General features: G+C 65.8%; 5 protein-coding genes. 3 read left to right on the plus strand and 2 right to left on the minus strand.

Annotation, left to right across the window (positions count from 1 at the left end):
- Positions 1-172 precede the first annotated feature (172 nt).
- Together ACE039_RS06855 and ACE039_RS06860 are read right to left on the minus strand one after the other, a co-directional pair.
- Positions 173-673: a copper chaperone PCu(A)C gene (locus tag ACE039_RS06855; RefSeq protein ID WP_416027273.1), complete on the minus strand. Its 501-nt coding sequence runs from the start codon at positions 671-673 to the stop codon at positions 173-175.
- A 19-nt stretch (positions 674-692) separates the two neighbouring features.
- Positions 693-1,592: a LysR family transcriptional regulator ArgP gene (locus ACE039_RS06860; RefSeq protein WP_105555879.1), complete on the minus strand. Its 900-nt coding sequence runs from the start codon at positions 1,590-1,592 to the stop codon at positions 693-695.
- A 148-nt stretch (positions 1,593-1,740) separates the two neighbouring features.
- On the opposite strand from ACE039_RS06860, the gene ACE039_RS06865 reads away from it, so the two are divergent.
- The 3 genes from ACE039_RS06865 to ACE039_RS06875 all read left to right on the plus strand — a co-directional run bounded on the left by ACE039_RS06865 (position 1,741) and on the right by ACE039_RS06875 (position 4,879).
- Complete coding sequence (locus tag ACE039_RS06865) at positions 1,741-2,373, plus strand: LysE/ArgO family amino acid transporter (protein WP_448708648.1); 633 nt, start codon at positions 1,741-1,743, stop codon at positions 2,371-2,373.
- A gap of 116 nt (positions 2,374-2,489) precedes the next feature.
- The gene (locus ACE039_RS06870; protein ID WP_485821980.1) at positions 2,490-3,431 is read left to right on the plus strand and encodes a LysR substrate-binding domain-containing protein; all 942 of its coding nucleotides are present in this window, start codon (positions 2,490-2,492) and stop codon (positions 3,429-3,431) included.
- A gap of 284 nt (positions 3,432-3,715) precedes the next feature.
- Positions 3,716-4,879 (plus strand): ABC transporter substrate-binding protein, encoded by a 1,164-nt coding sequence (locus tag ACE039_RS06875; RefSeq protein ID WP_313458563.1) that lies wholly within the window; start codon positions 3,716-3,718, stop codon positions 4,877-4,879.
- Positions 4,880-4,921 lie beyond the last annotated feature (42 nt).

The following is a 4,921-nucleotide window of genomic DNA, read 5'->3' on the forward strand; positions in this document are numbered from 1 at the left end:
CGCTGCGCGCTTCCCCCCCAGGGGGGCGCCGCTGCGGACCGGCGAAGCCGGCTCCGCGCGGCCTCGATTGGGGCAGGCCTGTGCTGGTCTGGACAGACTTGCCCGATTGAGAGGGAGTTGTCTGTTCATATGAAACACACCCGCGCCATCAGGCGCGGGCAGCGCAGGGCGCTCAGTGTTTCATCGTGCCGTGGTCCATGCCGCCATGGCTCATGCCGGGGTTGTGCGAGGCCGGCTTGACCTTGAACTGCACGGCGACTTCGCCGGCCTTTTCGAACTTCAGGGTCGCCGGCACGGTCGCGCCGTCGGTGAACGGCGCCTTCAACTTGATGAACATCACGTGGTAGCCGCCCGGGCTGAGTTTGACCTCGGTATCGGCGGGCAGCGCGATGCCGCCTTCGACCTGGCGCATCTTCGACACGCCGTTCTCGGTTTGCACGGTATGCAGTTCGACGCGCTCGGCGGCGTCCGACGAGACCGACAGCAGGCGGTCGGCGGTCTTGGCGTCGTTATCGATGTCCATGTACCCCGCACCATTGGACTGGCCCGGCGCCGAGGCGCGGACCCAGAGGTCGTCGACTTCGACCTGGCCGACCTTGTAATCCTTCGCCCATGCCGAACCGGCCGTACACAGGCCCAGGGCGGCGATGACTGCGAACTTGCGGATATTCATGGGGTGTCCTCCTAGTGGGTTAACGCCGCCGGACCAAGCTGCGGGCGGCCGACAGAACCGAATCGGTCAAGGCTTCCATCGCCTCGGAGTTTACCCGCCAATGCTGCCAATACAGCGGCACATCCTCCCAGGCGCGGCCCCGAAGCAGCATCAACTGACCGGCATCAAGGTGCTCCTGGACAAGCGGCAGCGGATTCATGGTCCAGCCCAGGCCGCCAAGGGTGGCCTGCACGAAGGCGCGCGTGGAAGGCACCCACCAGACAGGGGGCTGCCACGGCGCCGGATCCGAAATCTTGTGCGCAAAACGTGCCTGCAAGGCGTCCTTGCGGTTGAACACCAGCACCGGCGCTTCGGCCAGTGTCTGCGCGTTCACGCCCTGCGCGAAGTAGCGTTTGTGGAAGTCCGGCGTGCAGGTGGCGACGTATCGCATGCTGCCCAGCGCGTGGATGCGGCAGCCTTGCACCGGATCCGCCAGGGTGGTCACGGCGCCCAGCACCGATCCGTTGCGCAGCAGGGCCGCCGTGTGGTCCTGGTCTTCGGACAGCATGTCCAGCGTGGCCCGCGTGCGGGCCGCGAACTGCAAGGCCGCGTCGACGAACCAGGTCTCCAGGCTGTCGTGATTGACCGCGATGGGAATGCTGGCGTGCGGCACCTCATCGTCCGACACCCCCAACCGGTTCAGCGCATCGTGCTCCAGCAACGCCGTCTGTTCGGCCAGTTGCACCAGCACCTGGCCGTCCGCCGTCGCGGCGGCCGGCACGGTGCGCTGGACCAGCAGCCGGCCCATCCGGTCTTCCAGCGCCTTGATGCGTTGCGACACCGCCGACGGCGTCACGCTCAGGGATAGCGCGGCGCGTTCGAAGCTGCCTTCACGCACGACGGCGGCCAGCGCCCGCAGGTTTCCGTGATCGAGTTTCATGAATTAGTTTTACTTAATATAGTGAAGAAAAATTAGCTGTATTTCATCACCCGCGCAAGGGAAAATACGCTATCGCCGGGGTGCGCAATGCCTCCGGAGCCGTTATCGAAGCGCCGCCACAGGCGTTGCAGTTACAGGTATTCCCATCATGTTCGCCACCTTGTCATCCCCTCTCTTCCTGACCGCCTGGGCCAGCGGAACCGCCACCGGGCTGGGCCTGTTCGCCGTCGTCGGCGCTCAAAGCGCCTTCATCCTGCGCCAAGGGCTGATGCGCGCGCATCTGCTTAGCGTGGTCGCCATCTGCGCGCTGATCGACGCCGTATTCATCTTCGCCAGCGTATCCGGGCTGCAAGCGCTGACGGCCTGGTTTCCGTGGCTGACGACCGCCATCCTGTGGTTCGGCGTGGCGTTCCTGTCGTGGTACGCGTTGCAGTCGGCCCGCCGCGCCTGGACGGCCCGCGGCGGCCTGGCCGCGGCGCGCGATGTCGTGCCTTCGCGCCGCGCCGCGATGCTGGGCGCGTTGGGCTTTTCGTTGCTGAACCCCCACTTCTGGCTGGACATGGTGGTGGTCGGCTCGCTGGCGCATGGGTTCGACGACGCCCGCATGGCGTTTGCCGCCGGCGCCTTCACCGCCAGCCTGTTGTGGCTGGCCGTGCTGGGCATCGGCTCGCGCCTGTTCGCCCGCTTTTTCGCCAGCGCGTCGGCCTGGCGCGTCCTGGACGGCATCATCGCCGGGGTCATGGCGGCACTGGCGGTCAGCCTGGCGATCAAGGGCGTCTAAACCCGCCCGGCCTTTTCCCTGGAAAGGCGGCGCAACCGGAGCGCGAGCCGCCAGCACTTTTATAATGCCCCGTTGCCACTTTTTCGTCGGGCGCACGGCCGGCCCGCCAGACGATCATGCGCGGACCCTCCCCTTCTAAAGATGTGCGCCTGCCCCCGCTGGCCGCCATCCAGGCGTTCGAAGCCGCGGCCCGGCTGGGCTCGTTCGAGCGCGCCAGCGAAGAACTCTTCGTCACCGCCAGCGCCATCGGCAAGCGGATCGCCGCGCTGGAAGCGTTGCTGGACGTCTCGCTCTTCATCCGCAGCAGCCGCGGCGCCACCCTCAGCGCAGCCGGACGCGACTACCTCAACCAGGTGCGCACGGCGCTGGACCTGCTGTCCGACGCCTCGCTGCACAAACGCGGCGAACCCAAGCCCGAACCGTTGCGCGTCGTCTCCACGCCCACGTTCGCCCGCCAGGTGCTGATTCCCTATCTGCCCGGTTTCACGGCGGCGCATCCCGACGTGGAACTGGAAATCATGCTGTCGATCCCCTACCTGGACATCATGCCGCCCAACGCGGACGTCTGGATACGGTTCGGCAGCGGCAAGTATCCCGGCCTGCAGGCGCGGCAGCTCACGGCCGACCCGGTGTTTGCCGTGTGCTCGCCGTCGTACCTGACCAAGCACGGTCCATTCGATCATCCCGCCGACCTGGGTCCCACCGGCCTGCTGCGGTGCCCGATGGAGCCCTGGCGTCCGTGGCTGGACGCGGCCGGACTGGACTGGCCCGAGCCCTCGCGCGGTGTCTGGCTGGTGGATCTGGGCATGATGCTGGCCGCCGCGCGCGCCGGCCAGGGCCTGGCGCTGACCCGCCGCACGCTAGCCGCCGAATGGCTCGACGAAGGCAAACTGGTGCGCGTGCTGGACATCGAGATCCCCGGCGAATCCCAGTACTACCTGTGCACCGAAAGCGCGCGCCCCCCGGGCCGTGCGGTCCAAGCGTTTTCCCTATGGCTGGAAGACGTGTGCAAACAGGCATCCCAATGGCCACGCGGCCTGCCGGCCGGTCAGGAATAAATTTCCAGTCATGGGCGGAACGAATTTCCGCACGCTTGGGCGCCACGCTGGCTAGCATGCGGCGAACGTGGCCGGCCCGGCGCGACATCGCAACGCCTGGCCGCGCCCCGTGCGCCTGTACTAGGTATTTACGCGCAAAGCGCCCGCCGGGTCAGATTCGCGTAAGCGATTAAGCAGACAGTCACAACACGCAAGACAGGAGAGCGCCGCAGCAATCGATTCCCGCCGCCTGGCGCCGGCACACGGTTTTCCACGCAGTTCATCTAATTACAACGGAGACATCCATGGATTTTCGTTTGAAGCTGCTCGCAGGAACCCTTGCATTTGCCGCATCGGCCGCCTCTTACGCCGCCGACCCGATCAAGATCGGCGTGGCCGGCCCCTACACCGGCGGTTCCTCATCCATGGGCGTGAGCATGCGTGATGGCGTGCGGCTTGCCATTGAAGAAATCAACAAGAATGGCGGCGTGCTCGGACGCCAGCTGGTGGCCGTCGAACGCGACGACGAAGCCAAGAACGAACGCGGCGTGCAGATCGCCCAGGAATTGATCAACAAGGAACAGGTAGCGGCCACCGTCGGCTACATCAATACGGGCGTGGCGCTAGCCTCGCAGCGCTTCTACCAGGAAGCCAAAATCCCGGTCTTCAACAACGTGGCCACCGGCAGCGTGATCACGCACCAGTTCAAGGCCCCGGAATTCCCCGACAACTACGTGTTCCGCAACGCGGCGCACGACAGCATCCAGGCCCCGATGATCGTGGAAGAAGCGATCACCCGCCGCGGCTACAAGAAAGTGGCGATTCTGGCCGACTCCACCAACTACGGCCAGTTGGGGCGCGAAGACCTGGAAAAGGCCCTGAACGCCAAGGGCATCAAGGCCGTCGCCGTCGAGAAATTCAACATCAAGGACGTCGACATGACGGCCCAGCTGTTAAAGGCCAAGGCCGCTGGCGCCGAGGCCGTGCTGACCTATGGCATCGGCCCGGAACTGGCCCAGGTCGCCAACGGCATGACCAAGCTGGGCTGGAAGGTGCCGATCATTGGCAGCTGGACCCTGTCGATGGCCAACTACATCGACAACTCGGGCACGAACGGCGAAGGCGCGCGCATGCCGCAGACCTTCATCCAGGACCCGGACACCCCCAAGCGCAAGGCCTTCATCGACGCCTACCTGGCGAAGTTCAAGCCCAAGAACAACCGCATCGATTCACCGGTGTCGGCGGCCCAGGGCTACGACTCGATCTTCCTGTTGGCCGCGGCCATCAAGCAGGCCAACTCCACCGACGGCCCGAAGGTCCGCGAGGCGCTTGAAAACCTGCAGGCGCCGGTGGAAGGCGTGGTGATGACCTACAACAAGCCGTTCACCCACGACAACCACGACGCCATCACCGCGAAGGAAGTGGTCATCGGCGAGGTCAAGGCCGGGCGCGTCGTCAAGGCCAACTGATCGGCCCGCTCCCGAATCGGGGGCGGCGCTTCCCCACCGGGG

The organism is Achromobacter maghribensis, assembly GCF_057334215.1.

What these genes read in the sequence shown, in the direction of transcription:
- ACE039_RS06870 (WP_485821980.1), top strand. Translation starts at nt 2,490, where the DNA reads ATGCGCGGACCCTCCCCTTCTAAAGATGTGCGCCTGCCCCCGCTGGCC.
- ACE039_RS06860 (WP_105555879.1), bottom strand. Translation starts at nt 1,592, where the DNA reads ATGAAACTCGATCACGGAAACCTGCGGGCGCTGGCCGCCGTCGTGCGT.
- ACE039_RS06875 (WP_313458563.1), top strand. Translation starts at nt 3,716, where the DNA reads ATGGATTTTCGTTTGAAGCTGCTCGCAGGAACCCTTGCATTTGCCGCA.
- ACE039_RS06855 (WP_416027273.1), bottom strand. Translation starts at nt 673, where the DNA reads ATGAATATCCGCAAGTTCGCAGTCATCGCCGCCCTGGGCCTGTGTACG.
- ACE039_RS06865 (WP_448708648.1), top strand. Translation starts at nt 1,741, where the DNA reads ATGTTCGCCACCTTGTCATCCCCTCTCTTCCTGACCGCCTGGGCCAGC.